Genomic DNA, 24216 nt, shown 5'->3' on the forward strand with positions numbered 1-24216 from the left:
AAGAAGCTATAAGGTTTTCTGACTACGAGTTGGTCTGCTTTCAGCTTATCCAAAACTCAGGTTAATTAAGAATTAGTTTCTCCCTAGCACCTCTTTTCTAACCCCTACTCAGGTGTCCTTATCCTATACTTTCAAGCTGAACTAAGATTAGTTTAACTTTCTGTAATCAATTCTCTATCTTCTCTGATTCTTTGCTCAATATTTTTCCCGCCAATGAAAGAGCGTAACATCCACGCCATTTCTTCGTGTTGTTCCATAATACCCGTTAAGAAATCGGCTGTACCTTCATCATGAAATTTTTGAGAACATAAATCAATATGCTTACGAAGGTTGCGAATTATATGTTCGTGGTCTATTACTAAACGCTGTACCATTTCTGTAGAGTCAGGTAAGTCGCTAGGATGCTCTTTTAAAGTTGTATTCTCCAAAAATAGTTGCGCCGTGCCAATGGGATATTCTCCTAAAGCTCTAATTCTCTCCGCACAGTTATCTATATTATCTGAAATGATCTCGTATTGACCTTGCCAAATTTCATGGAGGGTTAAAAATTGAGGTCCAACTACATCCCAATGATATTTTTTAGTTTTGATTTGCAATAGATAGAAATCTGCTAAGTTTTGATTTAATAATTTAACAACTTCTTGAATTTCTGTTTTGCTTAATCCTATATTAATAGTATTCATAAATTAATTTTTTCTTATTTGCACTTACTCTCTATCATGACAATTATTGAAATTATTTTCATCTCTCAAAAGTATTAAATATCTCTACCGAAAGAAGTATTTTATTACAGAAGAATAGATTAAAAATATCATCTTTTAAGATGAGTAATTTGAGGTTTATTCCTCTACCTACAAAAGTTGCCCTTACTCGCATACACTATGTAAATATAACTCTTTGAGTTTTTGATTTTCTCAAATTATTTTATTCTTACAAGCAAAACTAGCTAATTCAGTACGATTAGTTGAGCCTGTTTTTCTTAACAAGTTACTCACATATTTTTCTACTGTTTTTGAGCTTAAATATAATTCCTCTCCTATTCTTAAGTTAGAAAATCCTTTAATCAAGAGCCTTAACACTTGTCTTTCCCTATTTGTTAACGAAATATCTAATTTTACATCGGACTTCGTTTGACTTAATTGAACATTATGACGAGTAAATAAATGCTTAATAATAGCAATTAATTCTGGTGGGTTAAAGGGTTTTTCTAAATAAATATCACATCCTGCCTGATAACCATTTACCCTATCTTGAATACCGTCTTTATTGGTTAAAAAAATAACAGGTAATAATTCAAATTCTTTTATATCTCTTAATTCTTTTACTAGCTCAAAACCATTTTTCAAAGGCATAATTATATCAGAGATTAATAAATGAGGATGATAAATTTTTGCTAAAGAAATCGCTTCCTGCCCATTACCCGCTAGAATTACTGAATAATTTTGTAATTCTAAACATTCTTTAAGTAAATTTCTAATAATTAAGTCATCATCAGCTACCAAAATTTGCCATGTCATAATTATCACAACTTTAAAGTATTTTTATGCGAGGCTATTGACCTTGTTTATAATTTCATTCTATATCCATTTTTATTTGTTTACGAATGTTTATTTAACAATAATTAAAATAATAATTATATTGTTTAAAATGTAACAATTTATGCTTATTTTTTTCTTTTATTACCATTCATTGCTATTTGATAAAGTTGCCAAAATGCTGAATAATTATTTACTGATAAATGACTATTAAGCTAAAATTAAAATTTATGATAACGGATATAGAATCTCGACTTAAAACTCTTGCCCAAGAAGCCCAAGAGGCGATCGCATCTTCCGAGAGTTTATCACAACTAGAAGAATTAAGAGTTAGTTATTTAGGTAAAAAAGGTCAATTATCCCTCATTTTAAAAGAAATGGGTAAACTATCCGCCGAAGAAAGACCCCGTATCGGTGCGATCGCAAATGAAATCAAAACTACTATTCAAGATAACTTAAGCAATAAACAACAAAATTTACAACAAGCAGAAATCGAAAAGCAAATTTTAGCAGAAACCCTCGATGTCACCATGCCGGGGGTGAGCTATCCCTTGGGTAAATCTCATCCCTTACAAAGTACTATTGATCGCATCTTAGATATATTTGTCGGCTTAGGATATACAGTTGCCGAAGGACCACAAATCGAGAGCGACTACTATAATTTTACCGCCTTAAATACCCCTGAAGATCATCCAGCTAGGGACATGCAAGATACCTTCTATTTTGAAGATGGTAGCCTTCTGCGCACTCACACATCATCCGTACAAATTCGTTACATGGAAAAAAATGAGCCCCCCATTAGGATTATCGCACCGGGTAGAGTTTACCGACGAGATACCGTTGATGCCACCCACTCCGCCGTATTCCACCAAATCGAGATACTAGCCGTGGGGAAAGGGTTAACCTTCACCGACTTAAAAGGTACAATCAAAGAGTTTCTCAGACAGATGTTTGGAGACGATTTACCCACTGTTTTCCGTGCCAGTTACTTCCCTTTCACCGAGCCTTCAGCAGAAGTTGACGTACAATGGCAAGGTAAATGGTTAGAAGTACTCGGATGCGGTATGGTTGATCCAAATGTACTCAAAGCAGTAGGTTATGACCCAGAAATTTACACAGGATTCGCCGCAGGGTTAGGAGTTGAGCGCTTTGCTATGATTTTACACAAAATCGATGATATTCGCCGTTTATATAATAGCGATCTCCGTTTTCTGCAACAATTCTAACATGAGTTCGGAGTTGGGGGTTCAGAGTTAAACTTAAAAGAATATTTAGCGAAAATTATATCACTTTTCCCTGTTCCCTCTTCCCTTTTTCCGCAACTTCAGCAAGAAGTCTAATAAATTTATATCGAAGAGAGCTACTAATAGATTAGGATTAGATATAGTTGTTTTTGGGGTTTATTTGTGTTTTTTAGCGTCGTAATTCCTACCTACAATCGTTTACCGATTTTACAAAAATGTCTGAGGGCATTGGAAAACCAACAATTTGATACAGGCTTAATCTCTGATTATGAAATTGTCGTGGTGGATGATGGCTCAACAGATGCGACTATCTCATGGTTAGACACAGAAAAAGCCAATTTACCCCATGTTAGACTATTTACCCAAAATCATCGAGGAGCAGGAGCGGCTCGTAATTTAGGAGTAGAAAATGCCGTTGGTGAGTATATTATCTTTATTGACAGCGATTTAGTAGTGACAGAGAGCTTTTTACAAAGTCACGCTCAAGCCCTAATTACCGCCGAAAACAAATTACAATCTGACTTAATTTTTACCTATGGTGCAGTTATCAATACTTGCAACTTTGACAATCCTACATCAGAACCTTATAAAATTACAGACTTCTCCGCCGCTTATTTTGCGACAGGTAATGTAGCCATCAAAAAAAAGTGGTTAATAGAAGCGGGAATGTTTGATACCATGTTTAGTCAATATGGTTGGGAAGACTTAGAATTAGGCGTAAGACTGAAAAGGCTGGGCTTAAAACTAATTAAATGCCCATCAGCAGTGGGTTATCATTGGCATCCTCCCTTCAATCTCGAACAAATACCCCAATTAATTGAAAAAGAGATAGAAAGAGGCAAAATGGGGGTACTTTTTTATCAGAAACATCCCACCTATGAAGTTAAAATGATGATTCAAATGACATGGTTGCATCGACTATTATGGGGCATTCTTTCCCTTGGCGGTAGCTTAAATGAAAAAACAATGAAACCCCTTTTGCAATGGCTAATTAATCAGGGAAAACCCCAACTAGCCCTTGAAATAGCCCGAATTTTTCTTAATTGGTACAACGTGCAAGGAGTCTATGATGCTTATAAGTTAAGTAAAAACACTTAAATTTTATTAAAAAAAATAAGTAAATAAGATTTATCCATATAATACTGTTAGACCAAAAATAAATAAATATTCATAAAAAAACTCTTATAAGAAAACACGGAGGAAAAATTAATGCAAGTTTTATTCTTACTTATAGGTTTAGTTGTTGGTGCGGCAATATTGTGGTTTATTAACAAAGACAAGGTTGATGCTTCTGTTGTTGAAGCAGAAAAGCAGAAAGTTTTAAACCAAGCCGAAGGAGAATTTGAAGCCCGTAAGCAAGAGTTAATTGCCTCTTTAACTCGAGAATATGAAAACCAAGCTAATGAAAAAATTGCTGAAGTTGAAAGTAGTTACAGTAACCAAATTCAAGAATATCAAAATCAAATTAGTGAATTACAAACAAATATTACCTATTTAGAATCACAAACAGAGCAAGTAACGGATTTACAACGCAGAATTAGTGAGTTAGAAAACGCAGAAACTCAAATTTCACAGTTACAAGCTAAAATTGCCGAGTTAGAGGCAGGGAAAGGTGATTCTGATGATGTGGATGGGTTAAATACCAGAATAGCTGAATTAGAAACTCAATTACAATTACAGCAACAGCAATTTGAAGATTATCAAAATCAGTTACAACAGTCTTTTCAAAGCCAGATAGAAGATTTACAAAATAATCATCAAACAGAAATCGAGGGCTACAGCATAAGAATTCAACAGCTTGAAAGACTAATTCCAGATTCTGACGCTATTATAGATTCTATTGCAGGTACGCAAAACGCTTCAGAGGAATTTTTACAAGAAGAAAACTCAGATATTAATAATCAAGAAGAATCCCTAATAGAAGATGAAACCCCTGATTTTGGTGCTTTTTCTGAAGAAGAATCTTCTTTTGATGTGCCAGAAGAATCTAGTATTGCAACTGAAATCGCAACACCTTTTGATAGTGTAGAGGAAGTTGAGGAAGCCTCTTTAACCTTTGATGAAGTAGAAGAAGGTCAAGATTTTGTATTTACTCAGGATGATACTTCTGAAGAATCTTCTCTCGACTTTTCTGAAGAGGAAGCTAATATTGCGACAGAAATCTATCCTCCTCTTGATTCTGTTGAAGAAGATACTCCTTTCGATTTAGGAGAGGTGCAAGAAGAAGTTAGTGAAGTAGAGGAAGAATCGCCTTTTGATTTTGGTGCCGATGAAAGTGAAAGTGAAACCCCTGATTTTTCTTTAGAAGAAGTTAGTGAAGTTGAAGAGGAATCGCCTTTTGATTTTGGTGCAGACGAAAGCGAAAGTGAAACCCCTGACTTTGCTTTAGAAGAAATTAGCGAAGTAGAGGAAGAATCGCCCTTTGATTTTGGTACAGATGAAAGCGAGAGTGAAACCCCTGACTTTGCTTTGGAAGAAATTGATGAGGATGATTCTAGCTTAGATTTTGTGATGGAAGAGAATGAAACAGAAATAGATATGTTTTCTTCTGAAATGGATATATCTAGTGATGATGATTTAGGGGATGATTTGAATTTAGATGCTTTTGGAGAATCTCAAACAACTTCTAGTCAAGATGAATTAGACATTTTTTCTGATGATTCTGATTTTTCTTCCACTGACGATGAATTGTTAGAAATTAGTGATTCCGATGATGAATTTAATTTTGATTATACTACTGAATCTGCTAGTGCTTCTGCATCCATCGATAATGATGATCAAGATGATATTTTAGGAAACCTAGAATTGTCTGATAATGATGATAATGACTTAGGTTTAGATTTTGGCTTGGATGATGATTCTGATGAGGAGGATTTTGACTTAGATAGTCTTTTAGAAGATTCAGATAAGAATTAAAAATTAATATCAAAGGTGTTTAGGTGTGAGGTTCAATAAAAACTATTCTTTTATAATAAGAGGTAATAATTTTATTTGGTTCTTCAGAGTGTGGTTATGATAAATTAAGAGAAACAGGACTTCCATAACCTTTATTGAATAGTGTTTATAGTAAAATAAAAACTAAAAGTTTATAAATTATTATTTAATAATCCCCTATTGCCTATTGCCTCTTGCCTTTCAGCCTACCCTAACTAATAATTTACACGACGAGAAGTGATAGAGCCTTTTATTTTTGTTGTCAGTAGTTAATAATAACAAAAAAATAAGGGGTAAAAACCCCTAACTCATTACTTGTTACTTATTACTAAAGTCAATTAGGCTTCATCCAAAGCGGCAATACCGGGTAAAACTTTACCTTCTAATAACTCTAAACTAGCACCACCACCAGTAGAGATATGACTCATTTTCTCGGCAACACCAACTTTTTCTACGGCGGCAACGGAATCACCACCACCAATGATAGTAGTTGCTCCTTTTGCGGTAATTTCTGCTAAACTATGTGCGATCGCTTCTGTACCTTTAGCAAATTTTTCAAATTCAAATACTCCCATAGGTCCATTCCAAACAACGGATTGACAGTCGGCAAGAGCAGTTTGGAAGGTTTTAACGGAATCAGGACCAATATCTAAGCCCATCCAACCATCAGGAATGCTATTAATATCAACGGTTTGAGCGTTTGCATCAGGAGCAAAATTATCAGCTACAATTACGTCAGTAGGTAATAAAAATTCTACACCTCTTTCTTTTGCTTTTGCTTCTAAAGCCTTAGCTAAATCTAATTTATCTTCTTCTACTAAAGACTTACCAACACTTAAACCACGGGCTTTATAGAAGGTGAAAATCATACCACCGCCGATAATTAATTTATCGCATTTTTCTAATAAGGTTTCGATAACACCAATTTTACTAGAAACTTTAGAACCACCGATAATAGCTACTAGAGGACGTTTAGGAGATTCGATCGCACTTTGTAAGAATTTCAACTCTTTCTCAATTAAGAAACCAGCCACACTGGGGGATAAATAGTGAGTAACCCCTTCAGTGGAAGCATGGGCGCGGTGAGCAGTACCAAAAGCATCATTAACGTACAAATCAGCATTACTAGCTAATTTTTTCGCAAATTCAGGATCATTAGCTTCTTCTTCATTGTAAAAACGGAGGTTTTCTAATAAGACAACATCACCGTTAGCCATCCCATTAACTGCATTAGTCACATCATCACCAATACAGTCATCACACTTAACCACATTTTTACCCAATAACTCAGAAAGACGGACTGCCACAGGAGTTAAACGGAGACTATCCTTAACTTGACCTTTGGGACGACCCATGTGACTACACAAAATTACTTTCGCACCTTTTGAGATTAAATCATTAATGGTAGGTAAAGCCGCTTTGATACGAGTATCATCGGTAATCGCACCGTTATCCATAGGCACGTTGAAATCCACGCGCATTAATACTCTTTTACCTTCTAAATCAGATTTTGTTAAATTTGCAACACTTTTTTTAGCCATAGTGATATTTTGGAATATTTATCAGACAATAAAAATAGAAGAAGTAAAAAAAATTACTCTTTGCCGATTTTACCTGACAATGTCACTAGAGGTAAGTGCTATGTTCAAAAACATTCTATTTCCCATTGACCAAAGTAGAGAAGCCAGAGAAGCAGTTGCCGTCGTAAGCAACATCGTTAAAACCTATGAAAGTAAACTATATCTACTATCAGTTGTAGAAACAAATCAAGAAGAAGATGCTGTGATGAGCGACATGAAAACTGTTGCTCAATTACTCAAAAATGCTCAAGATTTATTTTTCCAAGCTGAAATTATAGCAGAAGTCATAGAAAGAGAAGGAATGCCTCCTTTTGTTATTTGTGATGTTGCTGATGAGATTGAGGCTAATTTAATTATTATGGGATGTCGTGGCTTAGGTTTAACTCAAGAAGGAGTTGAAGATAGTGTCACTAATCGGGTGATTAATCTTGCCCCCTGTCCTGTTTTAGTTGTACCGTGAATTAATTAGCAATTAGTAATAATTAACCAAAGTTCTGAATAAATCTCTTTGGCTATGGTAGCTGATTTGGGACACCCTTGTATATCTCCCCTTAAAAGGGGAGAAGGGAAAAAGTCATTAAATTGAGAAAAAACCTATTGAAAATCAATTTAACCGCAGTTGATGTCAATTATAAATACTGTACCCTTTTCTCTTTTTTTTACCACAGACAATCCTATATCAAACTCAGTTAACTCCATCTCTAGGTAAAGACTTTTTGAGTAATCTCTAATTACTAATCACTAATTGCTAATTGTTAATTCTTCATTAATTCTAACTAGGCTTTTTTAGGAGAAAGAAGCATTATCATATTGCGTCCCTCTTTTTTTGGTCTTTGTTGAACTTCTGCCATTTCCCCTAAATCTTCTGCAAGACGCTCTAATAATTCCTGTCCTAAGTGAGTGTGTTGAGCTTCTCTTCCTCTAAAATTGATTGTTGCTTTCACTTTATCACCAGCTTTAAGGAAGCGTTTTGCTTGATTAAGACGTACTTGATAATCATGCTCGTCGATTTTGTAACGCATTTTTACTTCCTTAACATCCGCAGTATGTTGCTTTTTGCGAATGGCTCTTGCTTTTTTTTCCTGCTCAAATTTGAATTTGCCATAGTCCATGATGCGACACACAGGAGGATCAGCCGTTTCACTGACTAAGACGAGGTCTAATTCTTTTTCTTCCGCTAGACGATTTGCGTCTCTGGTATCAAGAACACCAAGTTGTTCTCCGTCTGTGTCAATTAATCTGACTTTAGGAAAACGAATATTTTCATTAATTTTGGGTAAATCTCTTTGGTTATTTTTTTTGTTGCTATAGGTCACAGGCTTTGATTATTTTCTCCAATATGCTTTCTATAAAATATTTAGTTGATTTGAATAAGTACGAAGGATTAGGTTTTTTTCCTAGTCAATATTATAATTGGTGATTGCTAATCTGAATTAGTTTTTCTCGATATTCGTCGGTGAAATACTTTTTCTACTGGTAATTTAGTCTTATTATTAAAAAAAATTAACAAGGTTAAAGGTTAATGGATTCAACGATATTTCAAGCCCTTTTCAATGGTTTAGCGGTGGGAAGTATTATTGCATTGGCGGCGGTGGGTTTAACCCTAACTATGGGAATTTTACGTCTGTCTAATTTTGCTCATGGTGATTTTTTGACCGTTGGTGCTTATTTGACTTGGTGGATTAATCATTTTGGGTTGAATATTTGGTTGTCAATGGCGATCGCACTTTTGGGGACAATACTTATTATGTTAGCAGGAGAACAACTATTATGGAAACCTTTGAGAAAACAAAAAGCCAGTAGTACCAGTTTAATTATTGTATCCATCGGTTTAGCCTTGTTTCTGCGCAATGGTATTTTGTTCATTTGGGGGGGGAGTAATCAAAACTATGATTTACCGTTGGTTGAAGCCCTCGATTTTGGTGGTTTAAAAATTGCTTATTATCGTCTTATTGTCATTATTGTTACTATTTTGGCTATAGTGGGACTTCATTTGGTACTGCAAAAAACGAAAATGGGGAAAGGCATGAGGGCGGTGGCAGATAATATTGATTTGGCGAGGGTATCAGGGATTAATGTTGAGCAGATAGTTTTATTCACTTGGGTTTTAACAGCAATACTTACCGCCACGGGAGGGGGATTATATGGATTAATTACTGCAGTGCGTCCTAATATGGGATGGTTTTTGATTTTACCTATTTTTGCGTCTGTGATTTTAGGGGGCATTGGTAATATTTATGGTGCGATCGCAGGTGGTTTGATTATTGGTGTGGCACAAGAATTGAGTGTTTTTATCGTGGGTTCAGAATATAAGCTCGGTGTTGCTTTACTGATTATGATTGTAATTTTGTTAGTAAGACCTCAAGGCATTTTCGGTAAATAGTTGATAGTGAATAGTTGATAGTGAATAATTAATAACTTCTAACTCTGAACTCCGTTTACGACTGAAGGGAATGTATGAGTGCTTGAGTGAACTTTCCGAACCCTAACACCTGAAACCTGAAAACTGTCCCCATGGGTGAGATGTTAAAATGAACCTGATTTGACAAAACTAATATATTTGGAGAAAAACATTGGATCGTCAAACTACAGGCAATATTTCAACTTTAATAGGCGGAATTCTTGCCGCTTTAATTGTTTTTATTGGTTTTAATTCCTTTATTATTATCAACCCCGGACAAGCTGGTGTATTAAGTATTCTGGGAAAAGCCCAAGATGGAGCATTATTAGAGGGTATCCACTTTAAACCCCCTTTAGTTTCCAACGTTGATGTTTATGATGTCACTGTACAGAAATTTGAAGTCCCTGCTCAAAGTTCGACAAAAGACTTACAGGAACTAAGTGCTAGTTTTGCCATTAACTTCCGCCTTGATCCCATTCAAGTAGTTAATATTAGAAGAACTCAGGGAACTTTGCAAAATATTGTCGCTAAAATTATCGCTCCTCAAACTCAGGAATCTTTCAAAATTGCCGCCGCTAGGCGTACTGTTGAAGAAGCTATCACCCAACGTAATCAGTTAAAAGATGATTTTGATAATGCCTTAAATGAGCGTTTAGAAAAATATGGTATTATTGTTCTTGACACCAGTGTTGTGGACTTAAACTTTTCCCCTGAATTTGCTAAGGCGGTAGAAGAAAAACAAATCGCTGAACAAAAGTCACAAAGAGCGGTTTATGTAGCCAAAGAGGCTGAACAACAAGCACAGGCGGACATCAATCGGGCAAAAGGTAAAGCCGAGGCTCAAAGACTCTTAGCAGAAACTTTAAAAGCTCAAGGAGGAGACCTAGTATTGAAGAAAGAAGCGATCGAAGCCTGGAAAGAAGGAGGGGCTCAAATGCCTAAAGTTCTTGTTATGGGTGGAGATAGTAACGGTGGTGGAATTCCTTTTCTTTTTAATCTCAATGAACTGGAAAGATAATTTCATGTTGATATAGCCATTAAAAAAGGGGTCAGTAACAGTTTTACTGACACCCTTCTTAGTTATGGAGCTGAGCAGAGTCGAACTGCTGTCCAAACTAGCTATTTACTTTTCGCTCATTCACAGGTTTAGCTCATCTAATCCTCAGAGCGGGAACTGTCACTTATCCCTGACAGTAGGATTTTCTAGTGTTTTCTTATCTCAAAGACAGACTAGAAACCATCTTTAAGAGCATCCGTTGGGGTTTGCCTATAATGCTTAACGGAGTCACACTATAAGCGCTCGAACCGGTTTTAGGTCTTAGGCAGCAACAGGAGCTGCTTTACGAGCAAAAGGAACGATGTTGTTCGCAGTTACATTTTTTTTGAGCCTTTTATTTGCGAGAGGAGACTCACTCTCGACCTGAATCACGGGTCAGCTTTCACTAGCCTGTCGAAGCCGTTACAGCCCCTTGTCTGACCTGTTAATCTCTATCGTAGCTTGTTTATTTAAAAGTGTCAACTACAGGTAATTAACAATTAGTAATTGGAAATTAAGACAAGGCAATAGGGAATGCAGGGCTGTTTCATTTTCGAGAAAGAAAAAAGAGCGGGAGATAAGGGGAGAGAGAGATGGGGGGATTTTTGACTTGCAGATTTTAAGTAAGAATAAAAAATCTTGAAACAATCAATTAATCATAATAAATTATCAAAACTCATTACTCATTATTCGTTACTTATTACTCCCTCTTAAACAAAGATTTTAGTATGAAACAGCCCTGAATAGGCAATGGCAATTAGTGTTGGGGTGAATAGTTGATAATTACTCATTATTCCCCGAAACCTGAAACCTGCTACCTGACACCTGTAACCTTTTTCTGAACCCCACACTCGGGTGGACTGAGGTTATTTACTCAGAGAAAGTTCTCCTTTTCTGCCAAGAATGCCTTGAGGACGCCAAATCATTAAAATCATAAGAATTAAACCAATTACCATGACTCTAAATGCACCAACTTGAGAGGCAGTAATAAAGGGCATACTACTAAATATAAATCGAGTTAAGGAGTCATATCCCCAAAAAATCATTGCTCCTAATATAACTCCCGCATTATTTCCTGAACCGCCTAAAACAACGATAATCCAAGCATTAAATGTCATTAAAGGTTCAAAACTACTGGGATAAATGGTTGTTAATTGCCAACTGTAAAATGCACCAGCTAAACCTGCGATCGCACCTCCTAACATAAAGGCTTGTAATTTATACCAAAAAACGTTTTTGCCTAACGCCTTTGCAACTTCCTCATCTTCCCGAATAGCTTTCAACACCCGCCCCCAAGGAGAATGAATGATAATATCTAAGCCATAGTAAATCACTGCCAAGGTTATCAATATCAGTAACATTAACCCGGCTTTATAAGTATAGTCCATAAGTGCGATCGCACCGTTAATATAACAGATAAGAATAAAAATAAAAGCTAGACTACCCCAAACATAAGTACTTAATAAACTGGGAGGTTGATAACTTTTTCCCTGAATGTTTTTGGCTAAATTTAACCTTTGACGAACATTAATCCATAAACGCCAAACCACAAACACGGCTAAGACTGTGAGAATGGCAACCATCAATAATTTTCCCAAGGGATTAGGCTTAAAAGTACCAAAAGGCAGATTATAACCTTGAATACCAAAAGTTCCTTTGGTTAACCATTCTTCATTTTGAACAATCAAACGGACTAATTCTCCAGCCCCAATAGTGACAATAGCCAAGTAGTCTTCTCTTAACTTAATACTACTAAAACCAATAATTAAGCCAAAAATAGAAGCCCCTAAAGCACCAATTATTACCGCTAAAAATAAAGGGACTCCTTGTGACTCAAGCAAAACAGTCGTGTAAGCTCCAATAGTCATAAAGGCTACATGACCAAAATTAATTAACCCCGTAAAACCCCATTGTAAATTCAAACCAAGAGCAAAAAGACTATATAAACTCGCAGAAATTGTTAAAAAGACTAAATATTCAACCACTTTAACCTCATGTAAAAAAAATAAGTGAGTCAGTTTGCATCTAAGTTTACTTGTGAGGGTAGTTTACAGGCAACAGGCAATAAATAGTGAATAGTGAATAGTGAATAGTGAATAAATTTCAATTAAGAATTAAGAATTAAGAATTAAAAACTGTTACAGTCGAACGAGAAGTCACCTTCTCGCACTCTGCTTCAAAACTGTACGTGCGACTTTCACCGCATACAGCTCCTGAATAACAAAGCTCTTGACATGAGCAGAAATTAGTCTATTTCCTTGCTTGATGAGTTTTCACAGCTATATCTTTTACCTCAAAAAGGGTATCCAAAGCATAACACCATTACTTATCCCCAAACATCTTTGTTATCCGTCTCTTGTCTGCCTATCTTTGGAGTTACCCAAAGCATTTGCTTTTAGAGACATCCTCTCCCTTCAATGGTTTATGGATGGTTTCCTACTGTTTTCACAGAACCGTTGAGGGTTACTTCGTTCCTAATCATCATTGATTGAACTGTTAGGATGATGCTATCCACCGAGAACTATATGGGATACTTGTAAATAACGTAACGACATTATTTACCCTAGTTCCATTAACATTTTGTTCATAGCTTAACAGCCTCTTTAGCTATTTGTAATTAACGATGGTTCAGATACATCTTGACTTTCGCTATCCATAAGTTCTTGCTTGGCGGGTTTCCAATGGGGGCTATCAGATACCGCCTTCTCTCCTCGCTCATCACCAGAAAGTTACCAATTTTCCAGCAACAGGAGACGCTTTCACTCCAAGTATCAAGAGGGTAGGATTTACACCTACATGATGATTAAGTTGTCAATGTACTAAATAAATTGATACATTGCCGCTAATCCCCTAGATTATAAATCTAGTTTCTAGCGAACGAATCGCACCATCACTTATTACTTTTCCCTAACACCTGAAACCTGAAACCTGACACCTCATTACTCATTCATTAGTTGTTTCTCCCTCTCCCCTCATCCCCCTATCCCCTTATCACCCCTTCTGCTCAATCTTGTAATGTTTTTAGTAAACCCCCTCTAATTAAGCGACTAATTAACTGAGTTTTTTGTTCTTCCTTTAATGAATCGGGAAGCATTTGAGCGGTAAATGGTTCTTTTTGTTTTGCTACAAACTCCATTGCCTCTCGATAATGTAATCCTCCATTGATACTATTTCCGGGGAATTGAATACTGATGGAAAATCCTTTTTTAACTATACGGCATCTCATACCCTCTCTTTTTACTACTAATGTATCAGGTGCGATCGCATCTACCAAATTAACTTGCTGAAAATGCCCGTCAGGAATTGGGGTAATTTTATGAATAAATTGATCATAAATTAATTCCATTGCCTCATCTATAGAACTTTTTTCCGCAAAAGTTTGTAATAATTGATCGAATTGCTCCTTAATTTCTCCTAACATTTCGGGCTTATCTAAAAAGCCAATAGGTAAAGCCTTACGTAAATCTTGATTTTTCAATGCCAACATTGTTAAAGCATTAACCATCAAATCAAGCCATTGAGTGGGATAAATACCTAAAGTTAAATGAAGGGAAAAACTTTCTTGAGTAGCCGCATGATGCACAAAACCTCTGGGTAAATATAATAAATCCCCCGGTTGTAAACAAACTGTATGTAATAATTTTGGTAAACTATTTTCAGGAATAACCGGTTGAAAACTTCCCAACAAAGGCACAGGTTGAAAACACTGATGCACTTGCCATTCTTTTGAGCCATCCACTTGTAAAACAAAGACATCATGAGTATCATAATGGGGGGATAAGCCCTTTGAGTCTTTTGGAGATAGATAAAGATTTGCAATTACCCCATGATTAAAAAAGTTTTGTAGTTTTTGACAATAAATCGCCAAAGGTTTCCAAAAATTTTGTAAGCCATTAACAACCAAAGTATGATCCTCATAATAGGCTTTATAAAGTTGATTAAGGTTAAGACTACCATCAGCTTTAACATATCTATCGGGGAGAAAATCCTGTTGATTTTTCACCACCCGTATCTCTGGGGGTTTCAGTTTACTATATTGTAAAATTGAGTCTAAATCCTCTACCGAGAGTAAATCTTGATAGTAGTTTTTTTGATTACGAGAAATAATTAAGGGTTTTTTCTCCCAATATTCATTGATAAATGTGTTTAAATCAATGGGGGCAATTAGTTTAGCAAAATCAAAATCATCTATAGACATAATCTCAAAAAAAGAATAGTTTAATCTTTACGAAGAATATCAGGAAGCCAGAGTAAGCCAATAATTAACAAGCAAGAGATAACTAAAAAGATTGCATATTTAGTTCCGTCATCCATAGGTTTTTACCTCATTATTTTTATTGGAATTCTACTCCCAAAGTAAAATTGATGGCAATAAATCTGGATGGGCAAACCTCAGTAATTGATAGCCAATACCGCTACTACCGTGATGGAAGCTAGGATTAAAAATCAAAGGAGGTAAACCAGAAAATAATTGAAAATTACCTGCTGATTCTGCCCGACTCAGTAAAGAATTAACCCCTTGATGGGAAAATTCTAATAATGAAGGTTGGTTTAATTTTTTAGAGGCAACTAATAGAGTTTCTAAGCGCCCAAAATTACCCCAACAAAGGTTATCCACTTCCCCAAAACAATATTTTTGCGTTGTTTCTAGGGCGTTATTTATATCCTCTTGAATCAAATTATCATTATAAATATGCGAAATACCTAAACGACTTAAAGCTATCCCAGAAGCTCCATTTGTCCAAGAAACGTTAAATACTGCATTGTCTGAAGAATCATTAGCCCAATTTTTGTCTATAGGTGAAAAGAAATTTTGCTCTTGTTGAAGGGCTTGTTTTCCTGCTTCCAAGAAACGTTTATCATCGGTAAGGGCAAATAGTCTGAAAAAACTATAACTAATACCTGCTAAACCGTGAGTGAAACCTGTTTTGATATTTTTATCATCTGTTTGTTGATATTGAAGTAAATATTCTCCGCACTCTTTCGCTATTTTCAAACTATGAGATTTTATCGATGCTGAGGCTAATTCTGTTTTCGATAGTGCTAATAAACCTAAAATGGAACTGGCTAACCCGTCAATAATTGGAAAAGAAGACTTTTTGATTAAATCAGGAGTTATTAACCCAGTTAAACTATGGGCATCTTCCAATAATATTGGTTCTTGTAACAATTCGCTCATCTTAACTAAGGAATAAATTATTGAGCAAATTCCCCTTGTGCCACTAATACCCGTTTTTTTGACCAGTCTTTCTTGAATTTTAGGATATTTCGTTAGTTGTCGAATATTGTTTTGTATAGTTTTGAGACTTCTATCGGTTAAATTTTTCCATCTCTCATCCTGTGTAATTTTATATAAGGCAGAAAGAAAAAGAGCAATTCCTGAATTACCATCATATAAGCCCGGATTTAACCCCGGGAAACGGAAACCATTAGTTTTTGCTCGATACTCTAAACTGAGCCATGTTATCCCTTCATCGGTTGACATCAAAGAGTTTCTCTGGGCTTCTGAAGAAGTGGTTAGTGCGACCGCATTTTTTTCTAAATCTTCTGCAATTTTAACTACCTGCCTGAATAATAACTCTTGATTCAAAGAAGTAGAGTCAGATAAAGATAAATTCTGTTTTTGAGAGTAGTCATCAGTAGAAATAAGAGAAATAGGTTGAGGCTGTTTAACTAATTGGGCATAAAAAGCACTACGAATCATTTGTACTTGTTGCTCTAAATCCTTATGACTGAAATTTTCAAATCTAGTCATCAAAGATTCAAAACTGGGCTTTTCAAACATATCTGCTACCATTTCTCCCTTGCCCACATAAACCCCATTTATCGAAGTATTGGAGGTAAAACAGGGAATGTCTAAATCTTCCATTTCTCTTAATTCTGTTCTTAATATGGGTAATAACTTCTCTGGATTTTTCATCCCTAAAAAAGCACGACTTAAAACATCGAGGGCAATACTTCGCTTGATACCCGATTTAAGTAAACTAGGATGATAAGAATTAGATAAAATTGTGTTGTATGTGTTTGTGTTGCGAAATAAATAACGAGTATTTTGATTTTTTAACAATAAAAAAGGGCTTTCTTCACTCAATAATAACTTTTTCTTTTTCAGCAAAAACTCATAAGTTTCTTTAAATCCTTGAACTATATCTTCTAAATAATCTTTAGGAGAAAGGATAGCATTATTCAGGACTGGTAAATTATTTCTCTGTGTAAAAACTACTTCCTTCAAGCCCAAATTCATGGCATCGGAATTTATATTGTTAATTGCAATTTGTTGTATTTTCTTTTCTTCTTCTACTGCCAATCCACCAACGTTAACATTGACATCATCATTGAGAAAACTATATTCAATTGGTATCAAAAAAGTGCGAAATACAGACTCTTGAATTAATTTTCCGACAGATGCAGTAGATGCGTGCTGCGCAGTAGATCCCTTCAGGATCGAACTTTCTGCTCCTTCTGTTAAACTGATACCATTATCATCGTTATTTGCCTTAGTTCGTGGCTGTAATAATCCCTCCAAATCAATCAACATGGGATTATCACCATGGGAAATTAAATTTTCAAAATGAAAATCAGAACCCTCTAAAGTATAGGTAAGACATACCAACATTCCATAACGATAATAGAAATTTTTTGCCTCTTGCTCACTGTTACAAGGTAATGATGATAAAAACTCAATCCAACCATAATTATCACGATGGATAATTTTAATTGTTTTTAAAGGTATAAGATTAGACTTTTGATTAAACCAGTTTAAAAATTGGTAAAAGTTTACATCAAGATGGATATTTCTAGGCTTATAAATTAACTTTAGTCCTGTGTCGAATTTTAATGCTATAACAGACCTTCCTCTTTCATGAGAATCCGATAAACCAACCTGAATATCAATAACTTGTTTCAAAGGTTTATCCGAAGAAAAAAGTCTTTCTATTTCTGGTAAATCATTATTTAACCTAGTAATAAATTCTTGATTAGCTTCCACCCAATAATTAATTAATATAGCACTCAATTTTCCCAAAACGCTATACTTTTCAAAAAAAGAAATCAGATTATCTGATAGTAAATTATCTAAAAATTGCTTATATTTATTATTACTTTTACTTTCTTTTATCTGAGTTAAAATAAACTCCTTCATTTCATTTCCTGAAGAACGAAAATTTTTAAATTCTTCCAATAAAACAGATGTACAAAGATAGGCAAGTTGATTAATTAACTGTTGTTCTAAAACTACCAAAGAATCATTATTTAACAAATCTAAAGTAGATTTTGTTCTTTGACGTAATTTATCCCAAGCCACTTGAATAAAGGGAGTATAAATAGGCTCAAAAGGAATTTTAGTCGAATTAACAATATTCTCAGGTAATTGCGATAATTCTAAATTTTCAGCTTTTTGTATAACTTTTTTTAGAGTAATCAACCATTCAGGTAAAGGGGTGTCAGGAGAAAAAGTTCCTTCAGCCAAAATCAATGAAATTTTATCTAATGTGAAGCCTTCAAAAGCCAAACGCTGTTTAAATTTTTCTTTATTGCCTTTTGCTACGATGTGACACCATAAATTTAAATTTTCTTCTACCTGAGATTGACAGAAATTTGAAATATTGGGAATCCAATGATAAGTTAACCTTTCATTAATTGAACTAGCTTGATTTTGAATAAAGCTCAATGTTGTTTCTAAATGATGATTTTCCAGTTTCATAGGTAGCAATATTTAAAAAATTTATTCCTTATTTTATTTAGTTATTAACTATTTTTTATCCTTTTAAAAAAAATAAATTTAATCAAAAAATTGTCTTTATATTTATATTTTTTTTAGGTTATGATATTTGTTAATATAACAATTTTACGTTAATTGTTATTTAGAAAAACCAATTAGTAAATCAATATATTTTGATAATAATGAACATTGAAAATATTTAATTTTTATGAAAATAACATAGTTATATATAAAACTTTATCGATAAAATCACTTGGTATAGAAACTATAAAAAACTAAAATGAGGTAATATTTTCATCTTGAGTTCAGCTTAACTCATTAATAAAAGGAATGCCATATTTGTTCACAAGCTATGAATAAATTCCTGAACTTTTATGAACTTTTATGTATAGACATTATAAGAAAAATTATATTACCTTAATGACAGTTACTTGAAGTCAACGAAAATCATAAAAATTTTCCAATTTATTTTTACAAGAGGTCAACTAATATGAGCAAAGAAGCCGTAGAAGAGTTTTTTGCAAAAATTCCTGAAGATGATAACCTGCAACAAAAATTAGTATCTATTCTTCAAGCAGATATTGATCATCGTCAAGAAACTGCTAAATTAGCACAAGAATATGGATTTGATATTACAGCCGAAGAACTTTCGGAAGAAGTCAAAAAACGACAGGAAGAATTTGCACAGCGCCAGGAAAGTGGAGAATTAAGTGAGGAAGAATTAGAAAGCGTTGCCGGTGGTTTATCTTTCCCCGGTACTTTTAGCTTCCCCTCGCCTATACCAGGCACTTTTCCTTTTCCAACCCCACGTCCTGGACCTATTCCTTTCCCTAAACCAAAATGGTAAGAGTTTTATGATTCACGGGTGAATAAACAGACACAATAGATAGACAATTTTAGTTTCATTATATTTCCGTTGCTGTTTAGGTTTTTCCTTTTCAGTGACGGTTTAATTTTGGAAATTTTTTGACCAGTAAAAATTCTAAAGTTGGCGTTGCTTATTTTGTATATGATTTCTCATTTAGGTGGGGAATAGGCAATAGTGATAATATTTTGATGTCTCAATTTTTGGCATAATTTCAGTGCATTTCATACCATGATTAACCCACACTCTAAAGTTTTCTAAACTTTTATGAACTTTTGTGTATTTGTGGTTTCATAAAAATTATATTGCCTTAGCCTGTAATAGTTGTTTTTTCAAAACAATTAATTAACATCAATTTTCATTCTCATATGGAGTCTGACTAATAATGAGTAAAGAAGCAGTAGAGCAGTTTTTCGCTAGAATTCCTGAAGATAATGAGCTACAACAAAAATTGGTTTCCATTCTTCAAGAAGACATTGACCATCGCCAAGAAACAGCTAAATTAGCTCAGGAATACGGGTTTGATGTCACGGCAGAAGAACTGTCGGAGGAAGCAAAACAACGGCAGGAAGAGTTTGCACAGAACCCAGAAAGCGAAGAATTAAGCGAGGAAGAATTAGAAAGTGTTGCTGGAGGCTCTATTCCTAGCATCACCGTCGGTATTTTTCAACCTCTTACAATAAACACTTACAATATGCCGGGTTCTATTTCAAACCCTTTTCCGAAACCAAAATGGTAGGACTTGAATAATTTAAGAGTGGGCAATAGAGAATTTCAAATTTCTCATATCTGTGTTACTGTTCAGTTATTTTTCTGTCAGTAGTACCTTTCCGTTTATATATTTAGTGAATAAAGAGGTAGAAAATTATGAGCCAAGAAGCTGTTATTAGTTTTTTAGATGCAGTTCCCCAAAATGAAGAGTTACAAAGAAAATTAGCTACTATTCTCGAATCTTCGGAAAATGATCGTGAAGATGCCGCTCAGTTAGCTAATGAATATGGTTATGATATTACCCCCGATGAACTCTGGGCAGAAATCCAAAAACGTCAACAGGAAACTAAATTCCGTCAAGAGGCTGGTGAATTAACGGATGAGGAATTGGAGGCAGTGGCTGGAGGAGAACTACTTGTAGCAACGATCGCATCAACTGTTGCTATGACTGTTTCTGTTGGTGGCAGTATCGCTGTGGGAATACTAGCTCCTAAAATTAAATGGTAACAAAATACTGAACTTTTCTGAACTTTTCTCTATTGACTCCCATAGAAATAGTTTCTAGTATGTACCCATGGATTGCTAATAATCTACATTAGTAATATTCACTTAACATTATATCGAGGAAGAATAATGAGTCAAGAAGCTGCTATACAGTTTTTGGAAGCTGTTCCTGAAAATGAAGAACTACAGCAAAAATTAGTTGCTATTCTCGAATCTTCAGAAAATGATCGTGAAGATGCCGCTCAATTGGCGAATGAATACGGTTATGATATTACCCCCGATGAACTCTGGGCAGAAATCCAAAAACGTCAACAGGATTTGGAAGCCCGTCAAGAGGCTGGAGAATTAACAGATGAAGAATTGGAAGCCGTTGCAGGTGGTGAGTTCGTTGCTACTGCAGTAGTTGCCACCGTTGTTGGAGCGGCTGGTCTTGGATGGACAATTGGTGGTGGAATCGCACCCAAAATAAAATGGTAAAGGTTTTTGACCTGCCATTTATCCAGATTAATAGGTTTTTCATCTTTTTTTGCCACCTATTTATATATTCAACAATCAAATGTTGATTTTCATTATTAACAGTTAAAGTTTTTAGGAGATTTAATCATGAGCATAGCCGCAGTAGAGGCTTTCTTAGACAAAGTTCAAACTGATGAAGAGTTGCAGAAAGAACTTGCCACAGCCCTAGAAGCTGAAAATGATCGTCAAGCAGTTACTGATTTAGCTAACTCTAAAAATTATGAATTTACTCCCGATGAACTTTGGGCAGAAATCCAAAAAAGACAAAATGATGCTTTAGCCCGTCAACAGTCTGGAGAATTGAGCGATGAAGAATTAGAAGCCGTAGCTGGGGGAGAGTTTGTGGTGGGAAGCGTTCTTATCACCGCCGCTAGTTTTGCCGCTTCGGTCACTGCTGGTGTTGCTATTCCTAATATTAAATGGTAGGAAAAAGTACCGAACTTTTCAGAACTTTTATCTATTGACGATCGCCTCTCCAGTATTTATCATCGTTTTTAAAGTTTTAATAAACTTACGTAAAAACCCTTAGGGGAGGTAACAAAATGAGTCAAGAAGCCGTAGTTCAATTCCTCGATGCAGTTCCTGAAAACGAGCAGTTACAACAAAGATTAGTAACAATTCTCGAAACTTCAGAAAATGACCGTGAAGATGCCGCCAAACTAGCTAACGAGTATGGTTATGACATTACACCAGAGGAATTATGGGCTGAAATTCAAAAACGTCAAGAAGAAGCTGTCGAGCGTCAAGAATCTGGTGAGTTAACCGATGAAGAATTAGAGGCTGTTGCTGGTGGTGAAGTAGTTGCAATTACTGTAGCTGCGATCGGTGCTGCTTCCACTATCTTCTCCGCATTAATTCCCAAAATTAAATGGTAGAAATACCTTTTCATCATAGTTAAAAACTATAGACTTCCGGGGTATTTCGGTACTTTGGAAGTTTTATCTATTAATAAGAATTAAATTTACCCAACAAATATTTATTGTTTCTCACAAAACTTTATTAAAGAGTTTTAAAATACCTTTTCTGATATTATGGACAGTGCAATTTCCTTCGCCAACGGTTCTCAAATTCTTGCTCTCAACAGTTGCGATCGCCTCTGTTATGTAATTCAACCCTTTATTCAAGAAATACTCAATCAATTTGTCCAATTAAACAGCCTAGATCAAGCTATTGTCATCGGTGCAAAAAAGCATCATAAAATAGCAGAAAAACTTTTTGAGTTTGAATTAGATAATCCAGCAGAAACCTTTTCTCTTAAAGAACAATTTTTGTTTCCTGAAAAAAGTCCGATCCTGTCTTTGCAATACGGGAACACCCGCTATCCTTTATTCTTAGAAAAATATGGCTCAGAAATAATTTATGATCAATCCACCTTACCCGCAATTCATAAATTATTTTATCTGTGTGGTCAATCCAATCTCTCCTATGAGCAAATCTGTGGGCAACTCGAACAACCCATGATCGACTTTTTAGATAAATTAATCAATACAAAAGTAGTTCAAAATAAACCCAATCAACCAAAATCCCTTGAATTAAAAACTCCGGGAGTTTTTCGTTTGCAACACGCCGCCCTACTTTACCGCACCAAAACCACAGGTATTTTAGTAGATCCTCATCTTCACTCTAACTATGGCATTCCCAACCTGAAAAAAGATATTAGTCGTGCCATGTTGGGTGACAATGTTGATGCTATTTTGATCTCTCATCCCCACTATGATCATTGGCATTATCCCACTTTGATGATGTTTCCCCCAGAAATTCCCATCATTGTACCAAAAGTGCCAAGGGGATCAATTATGTGCGAAGACATGAAAGCCAGACTTGAAAGTTTAGGATTTACTAATGTTATGGCTGTTGATTGGTATGCAGAAACGATTTTAGTGGGGGATATAGAAATTAATGTATTACCCTTCTATGGCGAACAACCTTTAGTACCGGAATTTAACCAACCAAAACACCCTGATTTGCGCAACTGGGGAAATACTTACTTAATTAACACGGAATACTATAAATCTTGGTTTTTAATCGATTCTGGCGATGACGATATGGGAACCATGGCAGAAGTCGCAGAATATGTCAAAGAAAAATTTGGCACATTGGATCATGTCCTCAGCAATTTTCAACCCTTGTCTTATAACTCCATTGGTACTGATTTATCAGGGTGGGGAATAGATATTGTCGCCAATTTGCTCAGTAATCCTCAAATTTTTTCTGTTACCAATAAAAAAGAAGGAGAACATATCGCCCTTTTAGGACCTCAAGGAGTTGCTAAAATTTGTTCAATTGTTGGGGCAAAATATTGCTTACCTTATGCAGACAGTTGGGCAGAATTGGGAGAGTCAGGAATCCATGATGCTACTTTAATTAAAGACGTAAAAGAAGAATTGCATAATTTAGATTGTCTTACTCAAGTTATCCCGTGGAAAATAGGGGATCAATTTGTAATTAATGGCACAAGCAAAATAGAAGAAAACATTTTTATCAATCTTTAGATAATTAGTTAATATGAGCAGAAGTAAAACTATTGCTAATTTTTTAAGTCCGAAAAAAGAGCCTAAATATTACGCTCAAAGATCAGATTTATTCTCTATTGATTATCTTGAACAATTAGAAAAATCAATTCTATCATCTCCTTACTTAGCAAAAAATCAACTAAGTGAAAATTTTGAACAAACTAGAGGTTTTTCCGTAGTTTTTAAAAGTAGCAGTATTGACAAAGTAGAAACGGAATTTCCTTTTTTTAAAACTTACTTAAACACTGCCTTAAAAAGGCCTTGTAATGCGTTCTATCTCAATGCCCTAATTTTAGACAACGGTAGTCGAGTTGATCCCCATATTGATTGCAGTATTTCTTCCTATGAAATGGTTATGCTTGTTCCTCAATTAGTTAGTGTTTTATATGTAAAAATACCCGATGATTTGCGAGGAGGAGAATTAATTTTAGAATCAGAAAATAAACAAGTAGCAAAGATAAAACCCCAGAGAAATAATTTAATTTATTTTATTGGTAATTTACTTCATTCTGTCAATTCTGTAACTAGCTCTCAACCAAGAATAAGTTTAATTTGTGAGCAGTATAATTTACCGCCAGAAAGACTAACAAAAATTCCAGATCTTGATATTAAATCAAGTCAAGAATAATATAGTTTTTTATTATTTATTTTTTAAAA

General features: G+C 35.0%; 21 protein-coding genes and 1 other RNA gene. 14 read left to right on the forward strand and 8 right to left on the reverse strand.

Going from position 1 to position 24216, the window contains the following annotated elements:
* Positions 1 to 152: 152 nt before the first annotated feature.
* Together CYAN10605_RS05170 and CYAN10605_RS05175 are read right to left on the reverse strand one after the other, a co-directional pair.
* On the reverse strand, positions 153 to 683 hold the full coding sequence (locus tag CYAN10605_RS05170) for a Dps family protein (protein WP_015218882.1): 531 nt from the start codon (positions 681 to 683) through the stop codon (positions 153 to 155).
* Between the two features lie 231 nt (positions 684 to 914).
* Entirely contained in the window at positions 915 to 1517 is a 603-nt protein-coding gene (locus CYAN10605_RS05175; RefSeq protein WP_015218883.1) for a response regulator transcription factor, read from the reverse strand.
* Between the two features lie 248 nt (positions 1518 to 1765).
* Here CYAN10605_RS05175 and pheS point away from each other — a divergent pair, with 248 nt between their 5' ends.
* The 3 genes from pheS to CYAN10605_RS05190 all read left to right on the forward strand — a co-directional run bounded on the left by pheS (position 1766) and on the right by CYAN10605_RS05190 (position 5695).
* Entirely contained in the window at positions 1766 to 2761 is a 996-nt protein-coding gene (gene pheS, locus CYAN10605_RS05180) for a phenylalanine--tRNA ligase subunit alpha (protein ID WP_015218884.1), read from the forward strand.
* Positions 2762 to 2941: 180 nt separating this feature from the next.
* Complete coding sequence (locus CYAN10605_RS05185; RefSeq protein WP_015218885.1) at positions 2942 to 3877, forward strand: glycosyltransferase family 2 protein; 936 nt, start codon at positions 2942 to 2944, stop codon at positions 3875 to 3877.
* Positions 3878 to 3988: 111 nt separating this feature from the next.
* Positions 3989 to 5695, forward strand: coding sequence for a hypothetical protein (locus CYAN10605_RS05190; protein ID WP_015218886.1), 1707 nt, complete (start codon positions 3989 to 3991; stop codon positions 5693 to 5695).
* A gap of 356 nt (positions 5696 to 6051) precedes the next feature.
* On the opposite strand, the gene CYAN10605_RS05195 is transcribed toward CYAN10605_RS05190, so the two are convergent.
* Positions 6052 to 7254, reverse strand: a complete 1203-nt coding sequence (locus tag CYAN10605_RS05195; RefSeq protein WP_015218887.1) for a phosphoglycerate kinase — start codon at positions 7252 to 7254, stop codon at positions 6052 to 6054.
* Positions 7255 to 7354: 100 nt separating this feature from the next.
* On the opposite strand from CYAN10605_RS05195, the gene CYAN10605_RS05200 reads away from it, so the two are divergent.
* Positions 7355 to 7753: a universal stress protein gene (locus tag CYAN10605_RS05200; RefSeq protein WP_041922691.1), complete on the forward strand. Its 399-nt coding sequence runs from the start codon at positions 7355 to 7357 to the stop codon at positions 7751 to 7753.
* Between the two features lie 316 nt (positions 7754 to 8069).
* Here CYAN10605_RS05200 and infC read toward each other — a convergent pair whose 3' ends face one another.
* Positions 8070 to 8609 (reverse strand): translation initiation factor IF-3, encoded by a 540-nt coding sequence (gene infC, locus CYAN10605_RS05205; RefSeq protein ID WP_015218889.1) that lies wholly within the window; start codon positions 8607 to 8609, stop codon positions 8070 to 8072.
* 206 nt (positions 8610 to 8815) lie between these two features.
* Here infC and CYAN10605_RS05210 point away from each other — a divergent pair, with 206 nt between their 5' ends.
* Complete coding sequence (locus CYAN10605_RS05210; RefSeq protein WP_015218890.1) at positions 8816 to 9676, forward strand: branched-chain amino acid ABC transporter permease; 861 nt, start codon at positions 8816 to 8818, stop codon at positions 9674 to 9676.
* A gap of 190 nt (positions 9677 to 9866) precedes the next feature.
* Positions 9867 to 10712: a prohibitin family protein gene (locus CYAN10605_RS05215; RefSeq protein WP_015218891.1), complete on the forward strand. Its 846-nt coding sequence runs from the start codon at positions 9867 to 9869 to the stop codon at positions 10710 to 10712.
* Positions 10713 to 10774: 62 nt separating this feature from the next.
* Here the strand turns inward: CYAN10605_RS05215 and ssrA are convergent.
* The 4 genes from ssrA to CYAN10605_RS05230 all read right to left on the reverse strand — a co-directional run bounded on the left by ssrA (position 10775) and on the right by CYAN10605_RS05230 (position 18432).
* Positions 10775 to 11163: a transfer-messenger RNA gene (ssrA, locus tag CYAN10605_RS18100) on the reverse strand.
* Positions 11164 to 11596: 433 nt separating this feature from the next.
* Positions 11597 to 12715 carry a branched-chain amino acid ABC transporter permease gene (locus CYAN10605_RS05220; protein ID WP_015218892.1) on the reverse strand — a complete coding sequence of 373 codons (1119 nt, stop codon included), beginning with the start codon at positions 12713 to 12715 and terminating at the stop codon, positions 11597 to 11599.
* Positions 12716 to 13734: 1019 nt separating this feature from the next.
* Positions 13735 to 14928 carry a cupin domain-containing protein gene (locus tag CYAN10605_RS05225; protein WP_015218893.1) on the reverse strand — a complete coding sequence of 398 codons (1194 nt, stop codon included), beginning with the start codon at positions 14926 to 14928 and terminating at the stop codon, positions 13735 to 13737.
* Between the two features lie 147 nt (positions 14929 to 15075).
* A complete protein-coding gene (locus CYAN10605_RS05230; RefSeq protein WP_015218895.1) occupies positions 15076 to 18432 on the reverse strand; it encodes a type 2 lanthipeptide synthetase LanM family protein in 3357 nt (1118 codons plus the stop codon).
* Positions 18433 to 18940: 508 nt separating this feature from the next.
* Here CYAN10605_RS05230 and CYAN10605_RS05235 point away from each other — a divergent pair.
* From CYAN10605_RS05235 to CYAN10605_RS05270, 8 genes are all read left to right on the forward strand, one after another.
* On the forward strand, positions 18941 to 19297 hold the full coding sequence (locus CYAN10605_RS05235) for a Nif11-like leader peptide family natural product precursor (RefSeq protein WP_015218896.1): 357 nt from the start codon (positions 18941 to 18943) through the stop codon (positions 19295 to 19297).
* Positions 19298 to 19700: 403 nt separating this feature from the next.
* Positions 19701 to 20054: a Nif11-like leader peptide family natural product precursor gene (locus CYAN10605_RS05240; RefSeq protein ID WP_015218897.1), complete on the forward strand. Its 354-nt coding sequence runs from the start codon at positions 19701 to 19703 to the stop codon at positions 20052 to 20054.
* Between the two features lie 128 nt (positions 20055 to 20182).
* Positions 20183 to 20533: a Nif11-like leader peptide family natural product precursor gene (locus CYAN10605_RS05245; RefSeq protein WP_015218898.1), complete on the forward strand. Its 351-nt coding sequence runs from the start codon at positions 20183 to 20185 to the stop codon at positions 20531 to 20533.
* 126 nt (positions 20534 to 20659) lie between these two features.
* The gene (locus CYAN10605_RS05250) at positions 20660 to 21007 is read left to right on the forward strand and encodes a Nif11-like leader peptide family natural product precursor (protein ID WP_015218899.1); all 348 of its coding nucleotides are present in this window, start codon (positions 20660 to 20662) and stop codon (positions 21005 to 21007) included.
* A gap of 126 nt (positions 21008 to 21133) precedes the next feature.
* Complete coding sequence (locus tag CYAN10605_RS05255; protein WP_015218900.1) at positions 21134 to 21472, forward strand: Nif11-like leader peptide family natural product precursor; 339 nt, start codon at positions 21134 to 21136, stop codon at positions 21470 to 21472.
* A gap of 116 nt (positions 21473 to 21588) precedes the next feature.
* A complete protein-coding gene (locus CYAN10605_RS05260; RefSeq protein WP_015218901.1) occupies positions 21589 to 21921 on the forward strand; it encodes a Nif11-like leader peptide family natural product precursor in 333 nt (110 codons plus the stop codon).
* Positions 21922 to 22077: 156 nt separating this feature from the next.
* A complete protein-coding gene (locus CYAN10605_RS05265; RefSeq protein WP_015218902.1) occupies positions 22078 to 23538 on the forward strand; it encodes an MBL fold metallo-hydrolase in 1461 nt (486 codons plus the stop codon).
* Between the two features lie 13 nt (positions 23539 to 23551).
* Positions 23552 to 24187 (forward strand): 2OG-Fe(II) oxygenase, encoded by a 636-nt coding sequence (locus CYAN10605_RS05270; RefSeq protein ID WP_015218903.1) that lies wholly within the window; start codon positions 23552 to 23554, stop codon positions 24185 to 24187.
* The last annotated feature ends 29 nt before the right edge of the window (positions 24188 to 24216 follow it).

Source organism: Cyanobacterium aponinum PCC 10605 (assembly GCF_000317675.1).
Lineage (GTDB): Bacteria > Cyanobacteriota > Cyanobacteriia > Cyanobacteriales > Cyanobacteriaceae > PCC-10605.

Excerpts from the sequence above, each read along its gene's own strand:
- CYAN10605_RS05250 (WP_015218899.1), top strand. The coding sequence starts at position 20,660 with ATGAGTCAAGAAGCTGCTATACAGTTTTTGGAAGCTGTTCCTGAAAAT.
- CYAN10605_RS05195 (WP_015218887.1), bottom strand. The coding sequence starts at position 7,254 with ATGGCTAAAAAAAGTGTTGCAAATTTAACAAAATCTGATTTAGAAGGT.
- CYAN10605_RS05190 (WP_015218886.1), top strand. The coding sequence starts at position 3,989 with ATGCAAGTTTTATTCTTACTTATAGGTTTAGTTGTTGGTGCGGCAATA.
- CYAN10605_RS05170 (WP_015218882.1), bottom strand. The coding sequence starts at position 683 with ATGAATACTATTAATATAGGATTAAGCAAAACAGAAATTCAAGAAGTT.
- CYAN10605_RS05230 (WP_015218895.1), bottom strand. The coding sequence starts at position 18,432 with ATGAAACTGGAAAATCATCATTTAGAAACAACATTGAGCTTTATTCAA.
- CYAN10605_RS05210 (WP_015218890.1), top strand. The coding sequence starts at position 8,816 with ATGGATTCAACGATATTTCAAGCCCTTTTCAATGGTTTAGCGGTGGGA.
- CYAN10605_RS05255 (WP_015218900.1), top strand. The coding sequence starts at position 21,134 with ATGAGCATAGCCGCAGTAGAGGCTTTCTTAGACAAAGTTCAAACTGAT.
- CYAN10605_RS05265 (WP_015218902.1), top strand. The coding sequence starts at position 22,078 with ATGGACAGTGCAATTTCCTTCGCCAACGGTTCTCAAATTCTTGCTCTC.
- CYAN10605_RS05235 (WP_015218896.1), top strand. The coding sequence starts at position 18,941 with ATGAGCAAAGAAGCCGTAGAAGAGTTTTTTGCAAAAATTCCTGAAGAT.
- CYAN10605_RS05225 (WP_015218893.1), bottom strand. The coding sequence starts at position 14,928 with ATGTCTATAGATGATTTTGATTTTGCTAAACTAATTGCCCCCATTGAT.
- CYAN10605_RS05245 (WP_015218898.1), top strand. The coding sequence starts at position 20,183 with ATGAGCCAAGAAGCTGTTATTAGTTTTTTAGATGCAGTTCCCCAAAAT.
- pheS (WP_015218884.1), top strand. The coding sequence starts at position 1,766 with ATGATAACGGATATAGAATCTCGACTTAAAACTCTTGCCCAAGAAGCC.
- CYAN10605_RS05200 (WP_041922691.1), top strand. The coding sequence starts at position 7,355 with ATGTTCAAAAACATTCTATTTCCCATTGACCAAAGTAGAGAAGCCAGA.
- CYAN10605_RS05260 (WP_015218901.1), top strand. The coding sequence starts at position 21,589 with ATGAGTCAAGAAGCCGTAGTTCAATTCCTCGATGCAGTTCCTGAAAAC.
- CYAN10605_RS05270 (WP_015218903.1), top strand. The coding sequence starts at position 23,552 with ATGAGCAGAAGTAAAACTATTGCTAATTTTTTAAGTCCGAAAAAAGAG.
- CYAN10605_RS05175 (WP_015218883.1), bottom strand. The coding sequence starts at position 1,517 with ATGACATGGCAAATTTTGGTAGCTGATGATGACTTAATTATTAGAAAT.
- CYAN10605_RS05240 (WP_015218897.1), top strand. The coding sequence starts at position 19,701 with ATGAGTAAAGAAGCAGTAGAGCAGTTTTTCGCTAGAATTCCTGAAGAT.